This is a genomic window from Shewanella sp. WE21 (assembly GCF_002966515.1).
GTDB lineage: Bacteria > Pseudomonadota > Gammaproteobacteria > Enterobacterales > Shewanellaceae > Shewanella > Shewanella oncorhynchi.
This window is the reverse complement of the sequence record NZ_CP023019.1, coordinates 3,550,073-3,571,934: the sequence shown is the minus strand read 5'-3', so window position 1 is coordinate 3,571,934 and position 21,862 is coordinate 3,550,073. Positions and strand designations below refer to the sequence as shown.

Here is a 21,862-nt window from a genome sequence, read left to right as displayed (position 1 = left end):
TTTTAGGGTAATCTTTAAGCCCTCATGTTCGTGCAATCAATCTGCATTCGTCTCTCTTCCCCCGATAATTAAACCCCACTATTAGAGCAACCGACGTTATTTATCGTCGGTTGCTTTTTTTATGCATGCTGAACTCCGTTGTTAATCAATATCAGATTACCCATACCAACCACGATTAGGAGGTTGATATGTAATTCTTAACGGAGTTTAACCCATGTCAGTCACTGCCCTTACCGCGCTTTGCTTCAACATGATGGCACTCGAAGCCAATGCGCCAGGCATTTGGCTGCCGATGATACCCGCAGGAAATTTCACAGGGATTGATGGACGTTCATGGATGAACCCTAATCCTGATGCTGTCGTCGCCAGCTTTACCAAAAAACGCCCCTTCGATGTTGAACACGCTACTCACATTAAAGCCCCCAAAGGTGAAGAAGCTCCAGCATCTGGTTGGATTACCCAAGTGGAAAACCGCGCAGGTGAGATTTGGGGCTTTGTTAAATGGAACGCCGAAGGTCGTGAACTGATTGAGGAAGAGAAGTACGCCTTCTACTCCCCAGCGTTTGCCCATGACCCAGACACAGGAGTTATCTACAGCCTTGAAAGTGCTGGCCTGACCAACTCCCCCAACTTAAATGTACCCGCTTTAAACCGACAAGAGGATGACCCAATGAAGCTGCCAAAGCTTTTGACTGATCTGCTTGGCCTTGCAGAAGATGCCAGCGCAGAACAAGCCGTAGTTGCGATTAACGCAATTAAGCAAGCCGAAACGATTGCGCTTAACCGCAGCAATACACCGGACTTAAACAAGTTCATTCCAATTGAGACGCACCAAGTCGCGCTTAACCGTGCCACCACGGCAGAGACTGCGCTCAAGACCATTGCAGATAAAGAGGTTGATGCACTGGTACAAACCGCCATTGATGCTGGCAAGGTCGCACCCGCTAATAAAGATATGTTTGTTGGCATGTGTCGCACAGAGGGTGGCATCGAGCAGTTCAAAAACTTTGTGGGTTCGGCTCCAGCTATTGCGACCAACGCACAGAAGAAGCTGCCTGTTGATACTAATGGCGTGGCGGCGCTTGAAGAACATGAAATCGCAATGTGTCGCAAGATGGGTGTCTCTAAAGAAGATTTTCTAGCGGCAAAACAACAAATGAACGTAGGAGCTAACTAATGGCTACTGAAGCACAAGTGCTAGAAGCACTACAGGCCACGATGTCAGCGGCCTATACCAAAGGTTTATCTGCTGCAAAACCGCAGTGGAATATGATTGCAACTGAAGTGCCAAGTGCTAGCGCCGCTAACTTTTATGGCTGGCTAAAAGACTTACCAGGCATTATTGAATGGACAGGTGCTCGCCAATTAGCTGACTTGGGTAAGCGCGGCTACTCAATCGAAAATAAAACGTTCGAAAGCTCGATCTCTATTTCACGCGATAACGTAGATGATGACCAAATTGGTCAGTACGGTGTGATTGCGCAGAATTATGGTGATCAAGTTGCCTACTTCCCAGACACCTTGGCATATCCACTATTAGCGGCAGGCTTCACAACCCTGTGTTATGACGGACAAAACTATTTTGACACTGACCATCCGTTAGAAACTACGCCTGTAAGCCAATTCTCAAACGTAATCGGAACACCATCCACTGATACAGGTGAGCCATGGTTCCTGATTGATGACACGAAAGTGCTTAAGCCTATTGTGTTCCAGAACCGTCGCCCATTCGTGTTTAAAAACATGAACCCGAACGAAGAATACACTTGGTTTAATAACAAGTATGCGGCGGGTGTTGATGGACGTTGTAACGTCGGTTTCTCTTTCCCACAACTGGCGATTGGTTCTAAAGCAGCATTGACCGAAGCCAACTATGCAGCGGCTAAAAAGCTACTGATGAAGATGAAGAAGGTTGACGGTACGCCAATCGGCACCCGTGCTACTAAGTTAGTTGTTGGTCCTGATAACGAGGCAGCTGCGAAGAAGTTGATCGGCCGCATGTTGATTGAAGGTGGCGACACTAACATCTATTTCAACGATGTTGACATTGTTGTTTCACCAATGATTACTGCATAACCCAAAGCCGAAACAAGCATTAATTGGGCGCAAGGATGCGCCCCATTAATTAGCAACTGAATGGTTTAAACCTTGTTTAAAAGGAGTTCAACGTGAGTGGACAACAAACTAAAGCGCAGAAAGCTAAGGCCGTTACGGCCAATGGAGTTGCACCAGTTGCAACGGATACTGCCATCAATGCGCCGCAAACCGAACAGAACGCGGCCGTAAGTAGCGATGAAGCCAAAGCCAAATTTGATGCTGATGGAAAGCTTAAAGCTGAACTTGAAGCACAAACTAAAGCTGAGGCTGACACTAAAGCAAAGCTCCAAGCAGAAGAACAGGCTAAAGCCAAAGCTGAGGCGAAAGCCAAAGCGGACGAACAGGCCAAACTAAACCCCACTAATCAGGAAGGTTCAAATGAAGGTCATGTATCGCAAGGTAATGATGTAACTAATGGCGCTAACGGTAATGCTCTGCACATCCTTAGAGCCTTTACAGTGCGCGCTAAAACGGACGCTGGATTTTGGCGCTCGGGTATACAGTTCCATCGTCTCACAGAAACCTTGGTACTCGTGGTTGAACACGAAATCAAAGATGAAATCGAGTTTTGTACTAAAGCTCATGAGCCAGAACGCGTGGTGTATCTCACTCGTGAAAAGGCTCAGCGTGTCCACAGTGAACCCCACTTGGTCGTGGCCGACGTGGAACTCGAAAGCCTTATCGATCCAGCTAGCGTAATAGAACAGTAAGGCGGCAGTGATGGCAGTTTATGCAACTAAGCAAGACCTGATTGATCGTGATGAGTCGATGCTGTGGAACTTCGCAATAGATCGCACTACAGGCGAGTTAAACGATACCTATATCAATCAGGCACTTGAGCAAGCGGACGATGAGATTAACTCATTTATGACCCGCTATGTGCTGCCCTTGGCCACAGTGCCAAGCATGTTGAATAAGCTGGCCATCACTATTGCATTCTACTGGCTAGCGGATCGTGACCAGCAGGCCACCAACTTACTTGAAGATCGTTATAAAAACGCACTAACCACATTACGCGAAATCGGTTCAGGCAAACGTGACTTAGGTTTACCCGTAACCGATAAGCCGACTGAAACCAGCTTGGGCAAAGTGGAGTTAGTCCAGGACAACGAGCGGTTGTTTACTCGTAACAGTTTACGGGGCGTTCTGTAATGTCCATCAGTGTACAGGTCACGGGTGCTAATGAGCTGCAACGCTATCAGCAGCTCATGGATACCCTTGGCGATCCTAAGCACAAAGCGGAATTGTTAGATGCCATCGGCGGCATAGTTGAAAGCCAGACAAAGCGAAGGATTCAAGATGAAAAATCATCTCCTGATGGTAAGCCTTGGGCTGAGTGGAATGCTGCGTATGCCAAGACTCGTCACGGAAATCAGAGCTTGCTACAAGGTGACGGAGATTTGCTCGACTCCATTCAATATGTCGTCGAGAAAAATCAAGTTCGAATCGGTTCACCACTGGCCTATGCCGCAGTGCATCAAGACGGCTTTAGCGGTGCGGTTCAAGTGGATGCGCATACGCGCCTTATTACACAAGCATTTGGTAAAGCGTTGGCCTTTCCAGTCTATCAATCAGTCGGGGCTTTTAGCCGGCTAATGAATATCCCGCAGCGTGAGTTTTTAGGCTTAAGCACAGACAACCAAAAAGAGGTTTATTCAGTGCTCGGTAACTTTTTTGAAGGGCTAATGCAATGACAACCAGACCCGCGTTTAGTGTCGTTGGCTCAACAGTATGGGCATGCCAACAAGTCGTTGATTATCTAAAGCCAGAGCTTGAGGGCACAGATAAGCAACTTGATCGAGTGCAAACCGTTGAGCGCCATATCGGCAAGTTTGATACGCCTACTGATATTAAGCGCTGGATAGCTAACCGTGATGGCGGCGTTCGTATCGCTGCGCTACGTGTGCCCCAATACGAGAGCATTGGCAATCGCATCATAGGTACTGTGAACTTTGTGGCCTACGTCTTTACGACTGACCAATTTGGGTACCAGAAAGACGCCCGCGCCGAAGTGATTGCGGGAAAGTTAGCGGGTTTATTGCTGCGCCGTGGTGCCATGCCAACCGCTTACAGTAAGGCCGAAGCGGTACGCGGTGACAACCTTTACAGCGCACAGGTTGATGAGCTTGGCCTAGCTGTGTGGTCCGTTAGCTGGACTCAGCAATGGTATTTAGATGAAGAAATCGACCTAAGCACGCTCGATAACTTCGAACGATTCGGCATTAAAGCCGAACTAGCAGACGGTGCGCCATTGCTTGAAGGCGTAGTGGAATTGCCGCAATAACGTCTGCAGTGCTAACGACAACTAATTTTATTAACAACAGGAACATAGCCATGTTGATCAATATAAAACCCGCTAAAGCTGCGGTGCCAGTACGTAAACAAAATGGCGAGTACCTTGCCGACACAGGCGAGAAAGTTGAGCGCTCATCTTTTTGGGTACGTCGCTTAAACGATGGCGATGTAGTCGAAGTTAAAGCCCATGCCACTGCAAAAGCAGCGGCAACTACTAAAGCATAAGCAGGAGCATAACCATGTCACTCGGTAGCATCCCTAACGATATTAAGGTCCCTCTCGTTTATATCGAGATCGACAACTCTAACGCGCTATCGGGTACGCCTGCACTTGCGCAAAAAGTATTAGTGATCGGTCAGCAGCTGGCCGCAGGCACGGCCACCGCCTTAACGCTAAACCGCATCACCAACAGCGAAAGCCAAATGGATGCATTGTTTGGTAAAGGCTCGATGCTGGCGCGAACACTGAAAATGTTCCGCAAGTCTAACGGCTATACCGATGTCTATGCCTTGGGTGTAGCTGACTTAAGCGCAGGTAGTGCCGCCAAAGGTGAGATCACTATCGCCGCGACTACAGCCAAGGCGGGTGTGATTGCCTTGTTAATTGCGGGTGAGTCGGTGCAAGTGGGCGTTAACGAAGCAGATACTGCTGCCGCCATTGCTACAGCCATGATTGCTAAGATCAACGCTAATACCAACCTGCCTGTCACCGCTGCGCTTAAAGCGGCTACCACGGAAACGGTTGAGTTAACGGCTAAATGGAAAGGCCAAACCACTAACGACATCGATGTGCGTTTCAATTACTACGATGGCGAGCAGTTGCCAACGGGCGTCACCTTAACCCTAGTACAAATGACTGGCGGTGCAGGTACACCAGATATGGATGCGGTAATCGCGACCATTCCGAACGAGTGGTACAACCATATCGTAATGCCTTATAACGATACCCAAAGCATGAACAAGCTGCGTGATGAGCTGGTCAATCGTTGGGGCCCACTCAAGATGATTGAAGGCATTGCGTACACCGCGTTCCGTGGCACCTTTGCCGAGTCTGGCGCGTTTGGTGTGGCCCGCAATGATTACCTGTTTACTTGCATGGGTACCAACAAAGCGCCTCACTCACCATGGGAATGGGCCGCGGCTTATGCTGGCCAAGCCTCTTACTCACTGGGTATTGATCCTGCTCGCCCACTGCAAACGCTGGTAATGACAAGCCTGCTGCCACCGGCTAAAGAAATCCAATGGGACCCAACCGAACGCAACCTGCTATTAGGTGATGGTATTGCCACTTATATGGTGACGCCAGGTGGTGAAGTGGCGATTGAGCGCGAAGTGTCTATGTATCGCGAGAATGCGTATGGCGATCCAGACCCAAGCTATTTGGATATCACCACCCCCGCGACCTTGGCTTACTTGCGTTATTCACTGCGCGTAATGGTGACTAACCGTTTCCCTCGCCACAAGTTAGCTAACGATGATGTATTAGCGCGGCTTGATCCAGGTCAGCCCGTCGTCACGCCGAAGATCATGCGTAACACGATCCTTGAGTTGGCTAATAACGATTGGGTACCAAAAGGGTTAATGGAAGACTTCGAAGGCTTTAAAGAAACTCTTGAAGTGTACCGCGACAGCAGCGATCAGAACCGTCTTAACTGTGTGTTCAAGCCTGACATCGTTAACCAGTTGCGCATCTTCGCTGCGTTGATGCAGTTCAAACTCTAACAGGAGCATAAGCACATGGGACAAATCCTAGGTGAAGTGGTTATTCGTGCCAATGGCAAACAGCTGAAAACGAAAAAAGGTTCTACGTTAAACCCGGGCGGTTATACCCGCACCCCACATGTTGGCCCTGGTCGCGTATGGGGCCAGTCTAACGAGTACACAGTACCCACCATTGCTGTGGTGATTGCGGCGGATGAAGATGTGGATGTGCTTGAGATCAACAAGATCACTAATGCCACATTAACGTGGCAAGGCGATAACGGTGTGGACTATATGATGACCGATGCCGCCCCACAGGCTCCGTTTACGATCAGTGATAGTGGTGATGTAACGGGCACGTTCCAAGGTAATCAGGTCGAGCGCATCTAATGGCTGACATGACGTTTAACCTTACCCATGGCCTCAAGGTTGGCGAAACAGTCAACCTTGAGGTGGGCCTACGTGAGCTAACCTCGGGTGATTATATTGATGCCCAGTTAGCCGCCGAGAAAGTGATCGTTCAAGACGGCAAGGCGATTTGCTACACCTCAGATGTGTTGTACGGCTTGGAGCTATTAGTCCGCCAAGTCGAATACATCGGCAAAGTAAACGGGCCTATTAGTGTGAAGGAACTGCGCAAGCTGCACCAAGACGACTTCACTATGTTGCAAGTTAAGGCCAGCGAACTTGACCAGATGATTGCAGAGGCGCTAGCAGAACGGGGGCGAGCTTAAGGCGCTAGCCGATATTTGCGAGGACTTACAGCTTGCTATGAGTTCTCGCATTCCGCTAAGCGTCTCATCTGGAATGTCCCTGCGTCGTATTGTTCGTACCTACCGAAAGTTAAGAGAGTTAATCCATGGCCCAGCAACTTAAAACAGACATTATTTTAAACCTTGCTGGCAACCTTGCGGCTAAAGCGCGTCAGTACGGCACATCGATGAGTGACTTTGCTAAAAAGAATGACATGGCAATGACCATGATTAAGCGCTCTACTGAAGTGGCTGGCCGTGGCATTGATACGCTCGGCAATCGCTATGTTGGGATTGCTGCGGCGTTTGCCACTGGTGCCACAGTGCGCAGCATTGGTAACTTTAGTGAGCAGATGACCCGCTTAGGCACTAACGCCAAACTGACTGATGACCAAGTCGCCACGCTGAAAGGCAACATACTTGAGCTAGCCAATCAAAAAGACATACGCATTGATACCACCCAATTTACCGCCGCTGTTGACGAGCTGCTTGGTAAGACTGGTGACTTTGAATTTGTGAATAATAACCTTGAGAACATGGGATTATTCATGCAAGCGTTTGGTGCAGATGCTAAATCCAGTGGTGCGTTATTCGCCCAGTTCCGCGAAAAAGGAATTACAGACGCTAAACAGGTAATGAATACTATTGATGATTTATACAGTCAATTTGCTGTGGGTAGCGTTAACGTAAAAGATTTAGCGGCCATATCAGAACAGTTATTTGCGGTATATCAAGGTAAAGGCCCTGCGGCCATTACCCAAATGGCTTCATTGGTTCAGTTGTTTGCAAAAACTAAAGGTAACGCCAACGAATCATTAACCTCTATTCAAGGAGTGTTTGAAGCTTTTTCAGATAAAACTAAAGTCGAATTTTTAAGCCGTCAAGGTATAGATGTATTTAAAAAAGGCACAAAGGAGTTGCGCGAACCTGTTGAATTATTATTAGAGATTATGGATAAGGCAAAAAACGATCCAATGAAATTGGGTGATGTCTTTGATTCAACAGCTAAGCAAGGTTTGGCGTCTTTATATTCGAAAGATAATAAAGACCTATTAAAGCAAATGAATATCTCAACTGGTGAATATGGGGAAACCCAAAAAGCCGCCGCTAAAAATGCCGCTGAATTTAATAATGCGGTTAAGTCGTTAAATACTTCATTTCAAAACTTTGCTGAAAGTCGTCTATCTCAACCGATTAGAGACCTCGCTGATGCCATAAACAGTGTGGACGACAAGACCATAGATAACTGGCTCAAATGGGGCGAAGCAGCGCTATGGGTAGTCGGTGGCTTAGTAGCTGCTAAAAAGACCGTTGATGCTGTGTCATGGGTTGGCGATAACTTTGGTGGCAAAGGTAAAGGTAAAAATGGCAAAGGTGGTGCGGGTGGCTTTGCTGATATGGGCGTGATGCCTGTGTATGTCGTCAATATGGGCGCGGGTGGTATGGGTGGTGGCACTGACATAACAGATGTAATGGGCGGTAAAAATACCGGAGCCAATCCTTCTAAAACTTCGCGCTTTTTCAATCGTCAGACAATAGCAACGCTTGGAACTGTTGGACTAGGTTTCAGCATGGCCGATGAGTTCTCACCCGTTAATATTCGTCGGGCAGGTTCTGTTGATCCTTCATTGTCAAAAGGTGTTCCGGTGCAGCCTGGTCTGCTGGATGCTATTGACGATTTTAAAAAATGGTTCTCAGGTGCGCAGAACGGTGACGCCGCAAGCATAGTGAATAACATGAATGCGGTGGGCAGCAAGTTAGATTTAAAAATTGCGGTATCTGATGACCGTATCAAAGTCACCCCTGTTTATGTGCCTAAAGGCATCTCCGTTGATTCAGATACTGGCATCAACTAACCCCCGCAAAGGAGTTTTAAATGGCATTTGAAGACCGTTTAACCGCCTCGTTTCGGGGCGTTGAATTTTTACTAGAAGAGGCCGACGGCGAAAGTGGCCGTCGTGCTATCCCCCACGCTTACCCTAAAAAAGAAATTGGCTACACCGAAGACAACGGCAAGGTATTAACCCAAGAGCGCATTAGTGGCCGTGTAGTCGGTGATAATTACTTTGAGCAATTACAAGCCATTCTTGAGGCATTGAATAAACAAGGACCAGGGGAATTGGTTCACCCTTGGTTTGGTATTCGTAAAGTTCAAGTCGGCAAAGTAAGCCATAAATTAGTGAATCGCATTGATGGCACTGCGACTATTAACTTTGAAGTATTTGAAGTGGGTGAAAACTTATTCCCCAATTCAAAATCTGATACCGCTACACAAGTAAAAACCGAAGCCGAAAAAACCAAAGACGCAGTGAATAATGATTTTGTCACTAATTTTGATACCAACACATTGGACGGTGTTGGCGATATGGTTGATCAGTTTTTAGATGACTTAGATGAACTCACTCGCGGCTTACCCTCATTACCAGATGACTTGCGCCAATGGACGGATCGCTTAATGCGCACCAAAGATAGCATTGGTGATCTACTCGCTTACCCTGGCGATTTGGCGCGTGAAACGATGGGCTTGCTTGAGGATATCAAAGGCGTTGTAAAGGACCCGATCCGTGCCTTAGATGTTTACTCAAATGTGCAAAGCCGTTGGGACGGTATGCGCGCCGAACTCGCTGTGACAGGTGGGCTTGCTCGCAATATATCAAGTGACGGTGGCATGGCTGGATCTGTGCCTAAGTTTGCTAACCCCTCAAAAAATGACGCTATGCTGTCGAATGCTCAAACATTTAAAACGCTGACCTTAAACAGTGCCATTGTGGCTCAGTGTTCTGCGTTAAGTGATGCTGAGATTGTTAAAAAACTGAATGATGAAGCGCAAGTAATTGAGAGCTTATCGGGTGCAGAACGCAACGCGATCTTAACGGGGCAACAATTAAAAAGTCTTGGATATGGCATTGCCGATCAACTTGCTCTTTATGCAGCAGCTGCTGTTGAAAGCGGTAGTTCGTCAGTGTGGCGTCAGATGCGCGTATTGAGACAAGCAGTATTGGCCGATACCCGCAGCCGTGCCGAATTGTTACCGCAAGTCTCTTTATATAAAGCAAAAGAGACTGTACCCGTTGCCTTGGTAGCATGGCAGCAAACGGGTAATACAGAGCGCCGTGACAGCATAGTGCAGCGCAATGGTTTTAGTAACCCTGCGTTTATATTGCCGACTGATACGGTTGAGGTGATCAGCTAATGAGTGAGGAAATCGTATTAAAAGCCGGAGGCCAGATTTATGAAGGCTGGACTAAGGTTAGCGTTACGCGATCACTTGATGCGATGTCGGGCGCATTTGACTTGGAGCTAACGTGGAAATACCAAGGCAGTGAACAGCAGTATAAAAAGTTTATTGAGCCAATTAAACAAGGCCAAGCCTGCACAGTAGACATAGGCGGTGAGCGTGTGATCACCGGCTACGTCGATGATTGGGTACCAAGTTATGACGAGTCAACAGTGACCATTAGCGTGAGTGGGCGCGATAAGACTGCCGACTTAGTTGATTGCTCGATTGACTACCCCAGCGGCCAGTTTACTAGCCAGACCATTACAAAAATTGCTGAGGTGGTATGCAAGCCGTTCGGCATTAAAGTGATCGTCAATACTAATGTAGGTGAGCCGTTCCAGCGCATTCAGATCGAACAAGGTGAAACCCCGCATGAACTATTATCGCGCCTCGCTAAACAGCGTGGCGTGCTGCTAACCAGTGACACGTTTGGCAATTTAGTGATCACTCGTGCAAGCAAAGTTAAAGCGGGTGTTTCGTTAATACTGGGTGAAAACGTTAAAGCAGCTCGGGGCCGTTTTAGTTGGCGTCAACGGTACAGTAATTTCACGATTAAAGCCGCAGGCGCTGCATTTGGAAAAGATTGGGATCCTGCCGCTTTAACTTCAGTTGGAGGCATTAAAGCCGATGTGAAAGATAATGAGATTGGCCGCTATCGCCCTCTCATTATTGTTAATGAAGAAATCACCACCGCCGAAGGTGCAGCTAGGCGCGGTCAGTGGGAACGCCAGCGCAGCATAGGCAAATCAAACACAGCTGAATATACCGTCACAGGCTGGCGGATACCGCAAACTGGCAAGCTTTGGAACATCAACACCCTAGTGCCTGTGATTGACGAGATCATGGGGCTGGATGAAGAAATGCTAATTGCATCGATCATGTTTAGCGAAGACGATGCAGGCCGTTTAGCGGTGATCAGTGTTGTAAGGCCAGAGGCTATGGATATTCCTGCGGAAGTAGTTAAAGCCACTAAGCTTACAGGCTCAGATTGGAAGAAAACCAATGGTAACTGAACGCTATATTGATCGTTTGCTGGCCCCAATCCGACGCCGTATTACGGGCATGCTAACCCGTGCAGTGGTAAGCGGCATAGTTGAAGATTTGCAGCGCCAAAACTTACAAGTAAAACTGCATGCTGATGAGTCAGCAGACAACATTGAACGCTTCCAAAACTATGGTATGAGTTCGTACCCACCCGAAGGTGCTGAGGCGATTGTGGCGGCCTTGGGTGGCTCATTATCTGGCTTGGTGGCGATTGCGGTTGAAGATAAAAAATGTCGGCCACAGGGTGAACTTGGCGATGTTTTTCTATACCATCTCGAAGGTCACAAAATCCGCTTAACCAAAGACGGTAAGATTATTCTTACTGCTACTGATGTTATTTTTGAAATCCAAAACAGCTTCACGATTGGAGCAACCGACGTTATTTTCAATGCCTCCAACTCATTCACTATCATCTCACCAGAGTCTTTAATTCAAGGTCCTCTACACGTCACTGGTGGCATATCAACAGACCTCGGTATTTATGCGGTAAGCGGCATTACTTCAGACAGTGTTATCACAGGTTCTGATTTTAGCGCTAACAGTATTACTTACCTTGGGCACCGCCACGTTGACGCTGAGAGCAGACCAACTACACCACCAGAGTGAGTTAGTTATGAGCGTTAGCATCGTGTTCGACATGATGAAAAACACAGGGGTAATCATCGAGGGTGGAGATGCCAGTAGCGTCATTTCCTCCCTCGTTTTGATCTCACTCTTTACTGACGCGAGAGCTGATAGCTCAGACACCTTACCTGATAACTCAACTGATTTTAGAGGCTGGCCAGGCGATACTTTTTCGTCAAAACCTTGGGGCTCTAAACTGTGGTTGTTATACCGCGAAAAACTCACCACAGATGTACGTAATAAAGCCGTTAAGTATGCGCAAGATGCCCTCGCATGGATGCTCGCTGATGATGGCAATGGCGTGACTGCTAAGAGTGTTGAGGTGACAGGCTCAATCCCTAAGTTTCAAACGCTCGCTTTGCATATCACGATCACTAAACCTGACAACTCAGTCATATCTTTTACTGTTTCAAAACGATGGGAGACTCAAAGTGCCATTTAATGTTCCCACGCTGCGAACGCTGATTGAAAGCGGTTTAATCGACATTGAGGCGTCACTTGATACGATTCTGCCTAAGTTCGGCATTGAACAAGCATTAAATACAGCGGTAAGCGGTAGCTTGCGCGACTTATATGATTTTCAAAGCTGGATAGTTCGCCAGATCATCCCGTCGTCAGAGTCAGAAGATCAGACGATTATTGACGTTGCCCGCTATGAAGGTGTGATTCAAAAATTAGCCACGTCTGCAATAGGCACAGTGACATTTGTTGGCGCTGTACCTATCCCAATTGACACCGTAATGACGTACTCAGATGGCCGCTTATATCGAGTCACGTCATCGAATGCGCCCTCCGGTGGCAATGTAGTTGTACAAGTAGAAGCAGAGGCCGCAGGCGGTGCAGGTAACTTAGCATCAGGCGAAACGCTGACGTTAATTTCAACCGTGCCAGGCATTCAGCCAAATGGCATATCTGGCGGCATTACAGGAGGGGCAGATCTAGAAACGCCACTTAAAGTGCTTGAGCGTTTATTGTTCCGTAAGCGTAACCCACCAATGGGTGGTGCAGTGCATGATTATGTGGGTTGGTGCCGTGAAGTGGCAGGCGTTGATCGTGCTTGGGCGGTAGATAATTATCAAGGGCCAGCTACGGTTGGTTATGCATTTGTATTCGATTCTCGCCCCGATATTTTGCCGACGTATTTAGATCAAGTGGCAATGGCCGCTTATATCTATCGTCACACAGATCCAGCAACGGGTGCTGATGTTGGTCGCCCAGGTGGTATAGAGGCGGTTTATATCCCACTTACTCTTAAGACCACCAATTTAGCGATCACGTTAACGCCAGACAGTATTGAACTACAGCAAAGCGTTAAAGCCAGCATTGAGGGTTATTTTAAGACGCTGAGCCCAGGCTCAATATTGCTATTAAGTGCTGTGCGAACGGCCATCGGTTCAACCTTAGGTGTAGCAGATTACACCCTTGATTTAAGTGCTGATGTCACAGCGACCACCACCGAACTGCATGCATTAGGAGCCATTACATGGGGCACTCCGTAGCGCAGTGGACTAGCTCACTTCTGGCTCAAATGCCTCGTGGCATTATTTGGCAACGTGCCACTTCGCTCGACTTATATAAGTACGCCCAAGGCTATGCGCCACGGTTAGAACGCGCCGAGGCCAGTGCTGACAATTTACTGTTTGAGATGCGCCCAGAGTCAACGCTGCAATTATTGCCCGAGTGGGAAGAGTACTTGGGCTTACCTGAGTGCGTAGCCGAGCCAGTATCAAGCATTGAATATCGTCGTTATGCAGTGGTTGAGAAGTATCACCGCAAGGGTGGTTTGCAAGCGTGGAATATCCAGAAATTAGCCACCGATTTAGGTTTTACGGTTGAGGTTGATGAGACGTTCCCGCACCACTGCATGCGCTCATGCACTTACCCATTATGGGAACAGAAATACCGCTACATCTTGCGGGTAAATGTTTACGGCATACCAGGCGCATACATGACCTGTTTAGACGATGTATTGACCCCTTTGTTAACGTCCGATGCGCGTGTGCTCGAATGCACACTACAGCGTTACAAAGTGGGCGGATTATTTTACGAGTTTTACTACGCCGTTTAGGCATTTTTATTAGCAATAAACCCGCTTTAAACGGCGTTTAAATGAATTTCGATTAGGAGAGTTAACATGCATCCGTTACGCAATGGTTCACAAGCAGTAGCGCGTCCAGCAGCAAAGCCATTAACGGGTACTGCTGGATGGTTTACTGAGTCAGGTGACAATAATGCCCCAAGCTATCCAGGTGCAGATTGGTTTAACCATGTGATTGCTGAGTTTCAGAATGTTTTGGCTGAAATGGGGATAGTGTTTGACCCAACTAGCGATGAACATTTGAAGCAAGCTTTTGAGTATGTTCAAAATAAAACGACAGATTTTATTGGAGAACTAGCAGAAGATGATAGTCAAGTTTTAATTGCTGGAGCAACAGCACTTGAGGTTGCAAAAGTAACCACAAAAAATGATACATTAATTCAGCCTAGTGTCAGTAAAATATCCAAACTATTGAAATCATTAACTCAAAGTAACTCGAGTGTAATCATTACTGGTGATAGCCTGGCGTTTAATGCTTTCGGCTACCCTGCTAGTTTTGGTGCAAATGGGGCAGACTACGCAACAAATAATCCCTTTGGTTTAAGTTCATGGGCGCACATATTACGTGATGTAATTTTCTCATCTCATGCGAGTTTTAATCCTATTCAAAATGCTGATCTCGATACCAATGCAACATTGTCTTGGCCTCTTGATACACAGTTTAAAAATTATGGGCTAAATGTCAAAGTAGCTTTTTTAACATTTAATGACGTCAGCAAAATTGCACGGATGAGTAATGGATATTCTGGTAATAAAGCGTTAATAATTTCCTATATGCCTGCTACTGATGCGGTGTTGTTCGACGTAAATGGACAACCATACGATAACACTAGCCCAGATGGACACTATAAAGGCTATGGGTATATGGTTATACCTGTGAATAGCGTTGGGATAGAAATTACTAATGTAAGGAAAAAAGTTGATGGTACCGCTGGAACCTTAGCTATATACGGTGTTGGTTCATCAGGTATGACTGTACCAAAGCTTACAGGAAAAGGTGCGTGGACTAGCGGTCAGATTCTTGCAGAATATAACACGTTAGTTAAACCTTATCTTCCTGATATTATTTACTATATTATCGGGGCTAATGATATTTCAAGTGAAGTTTTAGTGTCCACTTTTGATAGTAATATTAGAAGTTTTATTAATATGGCAAGAGTAGACAAGCCCAATTGCGAAGTTGTATTGATTTCTACTCCTCCAACCTCTTCATATTCCGAGGCCGCAGCAAGACCTTATATCAAGGCTATGCGAAAAATTGCTGAACAAACGAATAGCTCCTTGATTGACTTGTGGACTGAAATGGAGAATATCGATCCGTCAACTTATCGACATGATAATATTCATTTTAATACTCAAGGCGATACTCTTGTTTTTGATATCATTAGGAAGCTAACACTGAAAACTTACTCCGATGACATCAATAAATATCATCCATGTCGTGAGTCATATTTAGGTTTTGGTGGAGCTTTTTTCTTTTATAATCAGCCTAATAATAAAAACAAGCCTTTCAGTGCAATTGTTAAAGTTGGAGGCGGTGTAGCTCCGACTCTACCTTACGTATTCCCCACAAATAGAGTGCCAAGACTTACCGTAAGCTATGTTTTATTTGAAGGTGTAAGTGCAGTAAGAGTCACATTAAATGGAGGGGTCATATTAGGCGTTACACCATATCAGAACCCAATTGGTTCACCATCTGTTGCTCTTCGTACAGTCATATCGTCTACCGGAGATACTTGGGAGTTGGTTGGGCTCGATGTGGATGGAAACCAAGTCCCATTAGAAACAGGTGGGGATGTCTATTTTGTAGTTAACGGTGTCATCAATCCGCTTTAAATCAAAGAAAGAGGACTACAATTTTGAGCACTAATTTAAATGTTCAATATAATAGTCCTCGATGCTCATTTTTCGCGGCTCCGCTCATTAATAAACATATAAGAAGACACTAACCTATCTCAACCCTTACTACTTTCAGGGATCAGCATCTCAATACGTAACCCCTGATTAGGCGCTGAGAAGAGTGACACATTACCGTTCAGCTTTTGTGTGATCAGATTATAAATAATCGACATCCCCAAACCTGTTCCACCACTCTGCCTTGCGGTGGTGAAAAAAGGCTCGAATGCTTTGGCTTTCACTTCATCGGACATGCCTACACCATTATCTTCATAAATCATCTTGATCTGCGAAGCCATTTTTTCAACTACTATCACAATTTGCTTATCACCGACAAAATCATCGGGAAAAGCATGGCGAAAACTGTTCGCGACTAAGTTAGTGAAAATTTGTGCGATCGCTCCGGGGTAAGAATCAATAAAAATATTATCGTCAAGTTCAACTTTTAAAGTGATATTTTTCTTACGCATCAAGGGTTTTAATGAACTAAATATTTGAAAAATGTAATTCTTTAGATTAAAGCGCTCGCGTTCCAGTATCGATTGGTCTGCAGCAGTACGCTTAAAGTTATGCACCAGTTCTGCAGCGCGGGAAAGATTACGTTCAATTAAGCATAAACCATCCTGCATTGTATTGATAAAGCTGACAAATTTATCCTCATCGAGCTCGTTTTTCTCAAAGAGTCCTTTCAATAGGGATAACTCATCCAAACAATGGGTCACGGATGTGACAGCTATGCCAAGGGGTGTGTTCACTTCATGGGCAACACCGGCGACTAAGCTGCCTAAGGCCGCCATTTTTTCATTTTCAATTAAGTGCTTTTGGGTTGATTTTAAAGTCGATAATGCCGTTTCAAGCTCTGCGGTGCGCAGCTCAACTTGATGCTCAAGATCGGTATTAATGAGCTTGAGCTGTTGCTGATATTCAATGATCTCTTTAGCACTCATGGCTCGACCAAAAAGGTCGGCGAGTGCCGAGGCAAAGGCCTTCTCATCCCGAGTCCATTCCCTCGCCTCGCCCTGATGTTCAGAACAAATAATCCCCACCATTTTACCGTGGTGACGAATAGGACTATCCAACAAAGAGCTGATCTGATTCGGTTTCAGATAGGTTTCGACAAATTCTTTAGTGGCGGGATCCGTTTGCGCCTTATTGGCGACAATTGTGCGCTCATTGTCGAGCAGGCTAAAGTAGTGGGGAAACTGCGCGCGAGTGAGCACTAACGCTTCTTGCGGCTGTTGATTGTCGAGTGAATAATAACAAGTGATGCTCTGATTATCCGGACTCAACAACCAAATACCCGCCCGAGAGATTTGTAATCCCTTACAAATTGAGCTCACGATAAGTTGTGATGCTTGAATGAGATCACCCTCATCAATAACCTGAGACTTACTGACATCAAATAAAATTCGATCAAGCATTCGGGTCATAGCGGCTCGTCCGGAATATGAATATGTAGGGAGGCAAACACATCTAACAAATCAAGGCTAGCTTCACATAACATGGGATCAAACTGTTTACCCGATTGCGCTAAGATGTACTCGCGCACCGCCTCAACAGACCATGCCTCTTTGTAACTTCGCTTGGAAAGCAAAGCATCAATCACATCAACAATCGCCATCAGGCGGCCTTCAATAGGAATGTCTTCCTGCGATAGCCCACGGGGATAACCTTGCCCATCCCAACGTTCATGGTGAGTATAAGCAATTCTAGCGCCCATTTTGGCAATGATACGATTTGAGCCAACCAACAAGTTATAACCCTTCTCTGCGTGGGTTTGCATAATCGCCCATTCCTCGGCATCGAGTTTACCGGGCTTATGCAAAATACTCTCAGGAATACCGATTTTGCCTACATCATGAAGAGGCGCCGCATAACGAATAGTTTCGATAAAGTCTGCCTTCATACCAATGGCAATCGCGAGCATTTCTGTCATGCGCGCTACGCGGCGCACATGGGCTCCAGTCTCCTTACTGCGCTGCTCAATGGCATCTCCAATGATTAAAATTAGCTCCCTTTGTGTCTGCTGCACATTTTCGCGGCCCGACAAATTCTCAAAGGTTAAGCTCACATTTGCCGCAAATAGCTCAAGAATGCTGACTTGAAAATCCGTTAACTTAGTGTTGTGTTGTAAATAGAGAATACTGGTAACATGACCACTAAGCTCATAAAATCCAACATAGATATTGTCACGGATCAGCGACGTTTTTAGCGCTATCGCTTCAATAATATGTTCCCGCACATCCCCTGGCAGAGTCTCAACGCTACCACCTTCAAAGTAACTGATCATATCTCCCGTGGCGGCCAGCAGATTCATTTGAGTATCGAGGTAAAGGTCTTGATGATAACTCGTGAGATAAAGAGCCGAGCTTTCAAGATTGAGCAGCTGCAAGGTCTGTTCGAGCACTGCACTACCAAAGTTATGCAATGTATGGCTCTTAAGTACAGAGGTGGAAGCAGCAATCACTTTTTCCATCCCCTTTTGACTTTGCTCGATAATTTTTATATCGCGATAGGAGCGCAATGAGGTGTACACACAAGACTTAAGCCGAGCCGCGGTAAGCTCTGTTTTAGCTTTATAATCGTTAATGTCAAAATCCCGAATGACTTGCTCTTCAGGTGCTTGCCCCGGCTGACCCGTACGCAAAATAATGCGGGTACTGTGGTTATTTAATTCAGTGCGAATTTTTTGGACTAGCTCTAAACCTGCATGATCGGTTTCCATGACGACATCAATAAAGGCCAAGGCGATATCTGATTCAGTTTGAAATAATGTTAAACCTTCAGCAGCGCTGTAACAGGAGTAGAACTGCAAGACTCGATTATCTAAGGTCAGATTTTTTAACGCAAATCGAGTGACATCATGGATCCCAGGTTCATCATCAATAATGGCCACCTTCCAAATGCCTTGTTTAGGCTTATGGGATGTATCTTCGATAACATCAGCACTTTTCTTAAATAACGCCACAAAACCACCGTTTACGATGAATAGTTACGTTTTAGTATAGATTCAATCTTGAAAGTGACTAGTTTCAAAGGATAAATTATCATCCCGTTGATTACCACTTAGGACTAACAACTAACATACTGGCCACTTAAAATTCACACAAAAACAACTTAAGTTGTTGTTATAAAAATAGAAATAGCAAAAGTTAGCCTAACCTAGTCTTGGCGGGTATGATGAGTGCACTTAATGCATAATTCCCAAAATTTCTATTGGAGCTACTATGAAAAAATCACTATGTTACATCGCACTGCTGGCTTTATTCATCACGGCTTGCTCAGAAGCCCCAAAAGAAGAAACGGCAGTCAATACAGCCCAAGCTCAAACAGAAGCGGCAAAATCCGTCCCAATAGGTGATACCAGCCAAAACTCGCTCGATTGGGCAGGTAGTTATGAAGGCGTATTGCCTTGCGCCAGTTGTGAAGGAATGCAAACCCTAATCACTTTGCAAGCTGATAATAGCTTTGTCCAAGAAACAGTTTATTTAGGTAAAGATGAAAAGATTTTAAAACTGATGGGCAAAGTGACATGGGACGAACTGGGCCAGAAAATCACCCTAGAAGATGGTACACAATATTTGGTCGGTGAAAATCAGTTGATCATGTTAGACACTGAAGGCAAACGGATCACCGGCGAACTTGCTGCAAATTATGTGTTGAAAAAGAAAGGTCTATAAAAGCAGAGCTGGCAGCTAGCACTAAACTGCGGTACTAGATTATGAATAACGGAGGCTTTGCACTTACCGTAAGAGCAAAGCCTCCGTACCGTTATCCATAAGTCACACAAAAATGTTCTGCAACCGCAAAGCCATGCTTTAGAAGTTGTGAAGCTAAAAAAGGGGAACAAACCTTCTTAAACAATAAAGAGGTTATTTTGAATAACAGCATACAACTGATCCGCTATCAAGATTGCCCATCAACGCCATGGAAAAATGGTGGTGGAAGCACAAAACAGCTATTCATTGCCCCCATCAATGCCGAACTTACTGAATTTGATTATCGGATCAGCATTGCAAGTATTAGCAGCAACGGACCCTTTTCCACATTTATTGGCATAGACAGGCAACTGGTCATTCTGGAAGGCGATGGTGTTGAACTCGGCATCAATAATCATGAAGGGACAAAACAGATAAATGGCCTTAGAGCAGAAGAAAAGATACCGAGAGATGCAGACACAACTGAATATAAGCGACTCACACCCACAGATAGCCCATTCTGCTTTGCTGGTGAAACCTCAATAACAAGCCAATTATTAGGCAGTGATGTTATTGATTTCAATGTCATGACCAAACGCGGTGCATTTAAAGCGCATACGCAAAGGCTTAGCTTTGATGACACATTTATCGAAGAACAGATTGCAACCTCAAACAACTATCCAAATGAACTACAAAAAACTAAAGCTTACGTCCCTATCATCCAAATACTTTGCTGCTTAGATACCATGACATGGGAGCACAATGGCAAGGTTATCAAGATCATGCCCTATGATATTCTCGTTTTCCAACAAGGCGATGGTATAAGGTTAAAAACAACAAGACCAAGTCGACTACTTAAAGTGTCTATTGCTGCCTGTCCCCTATAACAGTATTTACAGGTTAAGCTCCAATATTACTCAATTTGGCGCGTTAAAATACCGAGCCACTATCCACTCGGCAGTTTTTCTGAGCCCAGAATCGAAGGATTCTAATGGTTGACATGGATCTTGCTCGCATCAATGGCATAACGCACATCATGCCCAGGTCTGTCTGTAACGTCGTTTGACCAATCAGCATAAGGACCAAGGCAGAACCGATAAAGCAGGCTCCACTGGTAATGCGTATTCGCATATCGCTAACCCAAAAAGTAAAAGGTTAAAAGAACTTGCCTTAATCAATTAAATCCACCTTGCCATATAACCAAAAAATCCTACAAAATATCTATCAAACAACCTAAAACAAAAAATGCCAATTCAAATGAATTGGCATTTCAAAAAATAAAGATAATTGGATCGGTTAATCTTTACGAACCCAAGTCAAAATTTGCCACACATTTGATAAGGCCCAGTTATAGCAAGCAAAAATAACCAAAAATGTTACAAACATGATCCACTCAGGAATATGCAAAATTTCAGCTACGACACCGATAGTTGCAAGTAAAAGTGAAGCAAGCGTAATTCGAATTAATGTTTGCTTACGATTATAGCCTGCTCGCTCGAAAATATGGTGCAAATGATCTCTATCAGGCTTAAAAGGAGACATACCTTTTTTTACTCGCCGATACATAATGGCAGTCATATCCATCAATGGAATAGCGATTAAATATAATGCGGTCACTGGGCTAAATACACTGGTCTGAGGTTGAGTACCAATCACCAACATCCAAACTACGGTCAAGCCGATTAACATACTGCCGGCATCACCCATGAATATTTTGTCGAAAGAAGGAAACGGCCACCTTAAATTGAAAAGTAAGTAGCCACTGATTGCCCCAATAAACAGCAAAGGTAGCATAAACCAGCTATTTCCAGCCCAGTAAAACAAAAAAGCTAAAGATGAAAAGGTCACTAAACTCAGCATGCCCGCTAAACCATCGATACCATCAACCATGTTAAAAGCATTAATAGCACCAATTACGGCTAAAATAGTAATAATAACACCGACATAGCCTAATTTAAGCTCAAAAAAATGCAGGATATGACCAAATGATGTTAAATATAATCCTGCACCAAAAATCAATATGGATGCAGTAATGACCTGTGCAGCCATTCTCACCCGTACCGAAAGATCATATTTATCGTCAAGAACGCCCAAAAAGAGGATTAGCGCAGCAGAAATCAAATATAGGTTAAAAACTTGGCTCTGCTCTATCACCATGCTAGAAACAAGTAGCACACTACAATAGATAGAAATGCCACCAATCAAGGGGATAGCACCAACATGTAACTTACGCTCATTCGGTAAATCAACTAAGCCAACCCGTTGAGCAATGGGGTTAAACACTTTGATCGCAACACAAGTTAAGCAAAACACAGTAAAAAGCGGTATGAGGTATTCCATAATCTCTTCCTTAAGCCAAATACATCATTATAAAAATG

General features: G+C 45.3%; 23 protein-coding genes and 1 pseudogene. 20 read left to right on the top strand and 4 right to left on the bottom strand.

Annotation, left to right across the window (positions count from 1 at the left end; all coding sequences use genetic code 11):
• Nucleotides 1–214 precede the first annotated feature (214 nt).
• The 18 genes from CKQ84_RS15810 to CKQ84_RS15725 all read left to right on the top strand — a co-directional run bounded on the left by CKQ84_RS15810 (nt 215) and on the right by CKQ84_RS15725 (nt 15,726).
• Nucleotides 215–1,177 carry a phage protease gene (locus CKQ84_RS15810; protein ID WP_105251992.1) on the top strand — a complete coding sequence of 321 codons (963 nt, stop codon included), beginning with the start codon at nt 215–217 and terminating at the stop codon, nt 1,175–1,177.
• On the top strand, nt 1,177–2,076 hold the full coding sequence (locus CKQ84_RS15805) for a Mu-like prophage major head subunit gpT family protein (protein WP_105251991.1): 900 nt from the start codon (nt 1,177–1,179) through the stop codon (nt 2,074–2,076). The genes CKQ84_RS15810 and CKQ84_RS15805 overlap by 1 nt, the downstream gene beginning before the upstream one ends.
• Nucleotides 2,077–2,168: 92 nt before the next feature.
• Entirely contained in the window at nt 2,169–2,807 is a 639-nt protein-coding gene (locus tag CKQ84_RS15800) for a hypothetical protein (protein ID WP_105251990.1), read from the top strand.
• A 10-nt stretch (nt 2,808–2,817) separates the two neighbouring features.
• On the top strand, nt 2,818–3,249 hold the full coding sequence (locus tag CKQ84_RS15795; RefSeq protein ID WP_105251989.1) for a gp436 family protein: 432 nt from the start codon (nt 2,818–2,820) through the stop codon (nt 3,247–3,249).
• Nucleotides 3,249–3,791, top strand: coding sequence for a phage virion morphogenesis protein (locus CKQ84_RS15790; protein WP_105251988.1), 543 nt, complete (start codon nt 3,249–3,251; stop codon nt 3,789–3,791). The genes CKQ84_RS15795 and CKQ84_RS15790 overlap by 1 nt, the downstream gene beginning before the upstream one ends.
• A complete protein-coding gene (locus CKQ84_RS15785; protein WP_105251987.1) occupies nt 3,788–4,381 on the top strand; it encodes a hypothetical protein in 594 nt (197 codons plus the stop codon). The genes CKQ84_RS15790 and CKQ84_RS15785 overlap by 4 nt, the downstream gene beginning before the upstream one ends.
• A 50-nt stretch (nt 4,382–4,431) precedes the next feature.
• Nucleotides 4,432–4,617, top strand: a complete 186-nt coding sequence (locus tag CKQ84_RS15780) for a DUF2635 domain-containing protein (protein WP_105251986.1) — start codon at nt 4,432–4,434, stop codon at nt 4,615–4,617.
• Nucleotides 4,618–4,631: 14 nt separating this feature from the next.
• A complete protein-coding gene (locus CKQ84_RS15775; protein WP_105251985.1) occupies nt 4,632–6,113 on the top strand; it encodes a phage tail sheath subtilisin-like domain-containing protein in 1,482 nt (493 codons plus the stop codon).
• A 15-nt stretch (nt 6,114–6,128) separates the two neighbouring features.
• Entirely contained in the window at nt 6,129–6,482 is a 354-nt protein-coding gene (locus CKQ84_RS15770; RefSeq protein WP_105251984.1) for a phage tail tube protein, read from the top strand.
• The gene (locus CKQ84_RS15765) at nt 6,482–6,826 is read left to right on the top strand and encodes a phage tail assembly protein (RefSeq protein WP_105251983.1); all 345 of its coding nucleotides are present in this window, start codon (nt 6,482–6,484) and stop codon (nt 6,824–6,826) included. Before CKQ84_RS15770 ends, CKQ84_RS15765 begins: the two co-directional genes overlap by 1 nt.
• Nucleotides 6,827–6,951: 125 nt before the next feature.
• A complete protein-coding gene (locus CKQ84_RS15760) occupies nt 6,952–8,700 on the top strand; it encodes a phage tail tape measure protein (protein ID WP_105251982.1) in 1,749 nt (582 codons plus the stop codon).
• A gap of 20 nt (nt 8,701–8,720) precedes the next feature.
• The gene (locus CKQ84_RS15755; RefSeq protein ID WP_105251981.1) at nt 8,721–10,037 is read left to right on the top strand and encodes a DNA circularization protein; all 1,317 of its coding nucleotides are present in this window, start codon (nt 8,721–8,723) and stop codon (nt 10,035–10,037) included.
• Nucleotides 10,037–11,137, top strand: coding sequence for a phage baseplate assembly protein (locus tag CKQ84_RS15750; RefSeq protein WP_105251980.1), 1,101 nt, complete (start codon nt 10,037–10,039; stop codon nt 11,135–11,137). The genes CKQ84_RS15755 and CKQ84_RS15750 overlap by 1 nt, the downstream gene beginning before the upstream one ends.
• A complete protein-coding gene (locus CKQ84_RS15745; RefSeq protein ID WP_105251979.1) occupies nt 11,127–11,774 on the top strand; it encodes a phage baseplate assembly protein V in 648 nt (215 codons plus the stop codon). The genes CKQ84_RS15750 and CKQ84_RS15745 overlap by 11 nt, the downstream gene beginning before the upstream one ends.
• Before the next feature lie 7 nt (nt 11,775–11,781).
• Nucleotides 11,782–12,234, top strand: a complete 453-nt coding sequence (locus CKQ84_RS15740) for a phage GP46 family protein (RefSeq protein WP_105251978.1) — start codon at nt 11,782–11,784, stop codon at nt 12,232–12,234.
• Entirely contained in the window at nt 12,224–13,291 is a 1,068-nt protein-coding gene (locus CKQ84_RS15735) for a baseplate J/gp47 family protein (RefSeq protein ID WP_105251977.1), read from the top strand. The genes CKQ84_RS15740 and CKQ84_RS15735 overlap by 11 nt, the downstream gene beginning before the upstream one ends.
• Entirely contained in the window at nt 13,276–13,860 is a 585-nt protein-coding gene (locus CKQ84_RS15730) for a YmfQ family protein (RefSeq protein ID WP_105251976.1), read from the top strand. Before CKQ84_RS15735 ends, CKQ84_RS15730 begins: the two co-directional genes overlap by 16 nt.
• 66 nt (nt 13,861–13,926) lie before the next feature.
• Nucleotides 13,927–15,726 carry an SGNH/GDSL hydrolase family protein gene (locus CKQ84_RS15725; protein ID WP_105251975.1) on the top strand — a complete coding sequence of 600 codons (1,800 nt, stop codon included), beginning with the start codon at nt 13,927–13,929 and terminating at the stop codon, nt 15,724–15,726.
• Nucleotides 15,727–15,845: 119 nt separating this feature from the next.
• Here the strand turns inward: CKQ84_RS15725 and CKQ84_RS15720 are convergent, their stop codons facing one another.
• Nucleotides 15,846–17,216, bottom strand: coding sequence for a GAF domain-containing sensor histidine kinase (locus tag CKQ84_RS15720; protein WP_105251974.1), 1,371 nt, complete (start codon nt 17,214–17,216; stop codon nt 15,846–15,848).
• Nucleotides 17,213–18,754, bottom strand: coding sequence for a DUF3369 domain-containing protein (locus tag CKQ84_RS15715; protein WP_105251973.1), 1,542 nt, complete (start codon nt 18,752–18,754; stop codon nt 17,213–17,215). Before CKQ84_RS15715 ends, CKQ84_RS15720 begins: the two co-directional genes overlap by 4 nt.
• Before the next feature lie 259 nt (nt 18,755–19,013).
• Between CKQ84_RS15715 and CKQ84_RS15710 the strand changes: the two genes are divergently transcribed.
• The gene (locus tag CKQ84_RS15710; RefSeq protein WP_105251972.1) at nt 19,014–19,466 is read left to right on the top strand and encodes a copper resistance protein NlpE; all 453 of its coding nucleotides are present in this window, start codon (nt 19,014–19,016) and stop codon (nt 19,464–19,466) included.
• Nucleotides 19,467–19,663: 197 nt separating this feature from the next.
• Entirely contained in the window at nt 19,664–20,371 is a 708-nt protein-coding gene (locus tag CKQ84_RS15705) for a HutD family protein (RefSeq protein ID WP_254053106.1), read from the top strand.
• A 30-nt stretch (nt 20,372–20,401) separates the two neighbouring features.
• Here the strand turns inward: CKQ84_RS15705 and CKQ84_RS24040 are convergent.
• Both CKQ84_RS24040 and wecA read right to left on the bottom strand, forming a co-directional pair.
• A pseudogene (locus tag CKQ84_RS24040) lies at nt 20,402–20,541 on the bottom strand (dTDP-glucose 4,6-dehydratase); the annotation flags it as partial.
• Between the two features lie 239 nt (nt 20,542–20,780).
• On the bottom strand, nt 20,781–21,824 hold the full coding sequence (gene wecA, locus CKQ84_RS15695; RefSeq protein WP_105251971.1) for a UDP-N-acetylglucosamine--undecaprenyl-phosphate N-acetylglucosaminephosphotransferase: 1,044 nt from the start codon (nt 21,822–21,824) through the stop codon (nt 20,781–20,783).
• Nucleotides 21,825–21,862: the final 38 nt, after the last annotated feature.